Raw genomic sequence first — 2557 nt, 5'->3', positions numbered from 1 at the left:
ACATCGCCCCGCTCGGCGATTCCAAGCGCCTCAGGCGCGGCCAGATCGCGATCGCCATCGGCAATCCGCTCGGCTTCGAATGGACCGTCACCGCCGGCGTCGTCTCGGCGCTCGGCCGCTCGATGCGCGCCTCGACCGGCAGGCTGATCGACGACGTCATTCAGACGGACGCCGCGCTCAACCCCGGCAATTCCGGCGGACCGCTGGTGTCGTCGGCTGGCGAAGTCGTCGGTGTCAACACCGCCCTGATCCACGGCGCGCAAGGCATTGCCTTCGCGGTCGCCTCCAACATCGCCAATTTCGTCATTTCCGAGATCATCCGCTTCGGCCGCGTGCGCCGCGCCTTCATCGGCGTCTCTGCCGATACGACCAACCTGCCGCGCCGTGCCGCACTTCTCTCGCAGGTCACGACCCACACGGCCGTGCGCCTGCGCAGTGTCGAGAAGAACGGCCCCGCCGCGAGGGCTGGCCTGAAGGAAGGCGACATCATCGCCGCTCTCGACGGCCGACCGGTCACCGGCGTCGATGATCTCGTGCGCATGCTCGACGCCGACCGCATCGGTCGCGAGACGCTCTGCACCGTCGTGCGCCGCACCGGCGTCAGCCAGGTCGCCGTGACGCCGGTGGCGCGGACGAACTGAGACCCGCTGTCCGGCCTAGCTCCCGGCCGCACCTTTGGCGTATTGCGCCAGGAATTCTTCGCTCGGCGCGATAGGCTTGATCACGTCGATCAGCACGCCGTTGGGGTCCTTGGTGATGAAATGGCGCTGGCCGAAGGGCTCGTCGCGCAAGGTGCGCAGGATCGGCAGGCCTGCGGCCACGATGCGCTCATAGACGGCGTCGGGATCGCGGACCTCGAAATTGATCAGCAGGCCGGACGTGCGTCCCCGGCCTCCTCAGGGATCGTCTCATGGTCCCCGTCGACGATGCCGAGATTGACGCGGCGATCCTCGGCCGACTGCAGATGGACGTACCAGTCGCTGTCGAACAGCGCCTTGAAGCGGAAATGCTCGACATAAAAGGCCGCCGTGGCGGCGACGTCGCCGGTCATCAGCACCGGATAATAGCTGGTCGTCTTCATCTTTCTTTCTCCTGCCATCCAACATACAGTCTGTATGTAAGTGCAATTAACATACAGGCTGTATGTATGCAACCAGAGTCTGGACGCCGCTCCAACCGCGACCGCACCGAGGCAACGCGCGCCGATCTGATCCGCGCGGCGCGAAAATTGTTCACGGAAAAATCCTATGCGGAGACGGGCACGCCGGAGATCGTGGCCGCCGCCGGCGTGACGCGTGGGGCGCTCTATCATCATTTTGCCGACAAGCAGGCGTTGCTCGCCGCGGTCGTCGAACAGGAGGCAGCGACCGTCGCAGCGGAGATCGACCGCGCCTCGCCCGCCTCGCTCTCGGCCCGCGATGCCTTGATCTCCGGCTCCGACGCCTATCTCGCAGCGATGCGCGCGCCCGGCCGCACGCGGCTTTTGCTGCTCGATGGGCCGGCCGTGCTTGGCCGCGCGGCGATGGACGAGATCGACAACCGCCACGGCAACCGCTCGCTGCGCGAAGGCCTGATCGCAGCCATGCGCGCGCGCTCGATGGTCAAGCTGCCGGCCGAGGCGCTGGCCGCGGTGCTGGCCGCCGCCTTCGATCGCGCGGCTTTGGCCATCGAGGCCGGCGCATCGGCCGAGGAGTATCGCGCCGTGCTGATGGCGCTCATGGACGGCTTGTCTCCGGCTCCTCGTCCGTCCAAACGCCCGGCTCCAGCTCGTTGAAGCAGCCGAGCTGCCGCTTGAACTCGTCGATGAGCCACGACGCCGCCGGCTTGGGGCTCCGGTCGAAAGGGGACACCGCCATGTCCATACTGCTTGTTACCTCCAGCCCGCGCGGCGCCGCCTCGCACTCGACCCGCGTCGCCACCGATCTTGCTCAGAAGCTGGCCGCCGCCGATCCGTCCAACACACTTGTCGTGCGCGACTTGGTCGCCGATCCGCTGCCGCATATCGATCCCGACTACGCCACCGGCATCTATACCCCCGCCGAGGCGCGCAGCCCGCGTCAGGCCGAGGTGGTCGGCGTGTCCGACGCGGTGCTCGACGAGCTGTTCGCGGCCGACACGATTATCCTCGCCACCGGTTTCATCAACTTCAACATTTCCTCGACGTTGAAGTCGTGGATCGACCACGTCGCACGCTCGGGCAGGACCTTTGCTTATGGTGAGAATGGCCCGAAGGGCCTGGTCGCCGGCAAGAAGGTCTATATCGTGCTTGCTTCGGGCGGCATCTATTCCGAGGGTGCCGCGGTGCAGATGGATCACGCCATCCCCTACCTGCGCGGCGTGCTTGCCTTCCTGGGCATGACGGACGTCGAAGTGATCCGCGTCGAAGGCGTCGGCATGGGCGCCGACGCGGTCACCGCCGCGCTTGCCAAGGCCACCGCCAAGGTGGATGCGATCGCGGCCGCGGCTGCTAACGCGGACGGGATCGCCGTGGCCGCGTAATCATTGCCCTGAGAACGGAAAAACCCTGAGAATGAAAAGGCGGGCGCCGATCGGCGCC

The 2557-nt window shown here is 66.6% G+C and carries 3 protein-coding genes and 2 pseudogenes; 3 read left to right on the top strand and 2 right to left on the bottom strand.

Annotation, left to right across the window (positions count from 1 at the left end; genetic code table 11):
• Positions 1-641, top strand: a 641-nt coding sequence (locus EOA60_RS28290; RefSeq protein ID WP_128312259.1) for a trypsin-like peptidase domain-containing protein, incomplete at its 5' end; no start/stop codon positions are given.
• A 15-nt stretch (positions 642-656) separates the two neighbouring features.
• Here the strand turns inward: EOA60_RS28290 and EOA60_RS28285 are convergent.
• A pseudogene (locus EOA60_RS28285) lies at positions 657-1081 on the bottom strand (VOC family protein).
• A gap of 66 nt (positions 1082-1147) precedes the next feature.
• On the opposite strand from EOA60_RS28285, the gene EOA60_RS28280 reads away from it, so the two are divergent.
• Positions 1148-1774, top strand: coding sequence for a TetR/AcrR family transcriptional regulator (locus EOA60_RS28280; protein ID WP_127335059.1), 627 nt, complete (start codon positions 1148-1150; stop codon positions 1772-1774).
• On the opposite strand, the pseudogene EOA60_RS39300 reads toward EOA60_RS28280, so the two are convergent.
• Positions 1716-1838: pseudogene (locus tag EOA60_RS39300) on the bottom strand (LysR family transcriptional regulator); the annotation flags it as partial. The gene EOA60_RS28280 and the pseudogene EOA60_RS39300 sit on opposite strands and share 59 nt — an antisense overlap.
• 16 nt (positions 1839-1854) lie before the next feature.
• Here EOA60_RS39300 and EOA60_RS28270 point away from each other — a divergent pair.
• The gene (locus tag EOA60_RS28270) at positions 1855-2499 is read left to right on the top strand and encodes an FMN-dependent NADH-azoreductase (protein WP_067326803.1); all 645 of its coding nucleotides are present in this window, start codon (positions 1855-1857) and stop codon (positions 2497-2499) included.
• Positions 2500-2557: the final 58 nt, after the last annotated feature.

This window comes from Mesorhizobium sp. M1A.F.Ca.IN.020.06.1.1, from assembly GCF_004023265.1.
Lineage (GTDB): Bacteria > Pseudomonadota > Alphaproteobacteria > Rhizobiales > Rhizobiaceae > Mesorhizobium.
Note: the sequence above shows the minus strand (reverse complement) of the source record. Positions and strands in the feature narration are given on the sequence as shown.

Bases quoted from the DNA above. Each gene is read 5' to 3' on its own strand.
- EOA60_RS28270 (WP_067326803.1), top strand. From the start codon at position 1,855: ATGTCCATACTGCTTGTTACCTCCAGCCCGCGCGGCGCCGCCTCGCAC.
- EOA60_RS28280 (WP_127335059.1), top strand. From the start codon at position 1,148: ATGCAACCAGAGTCTGGACGCCGCTCCAACCGCGACCGCACCGAGGCA.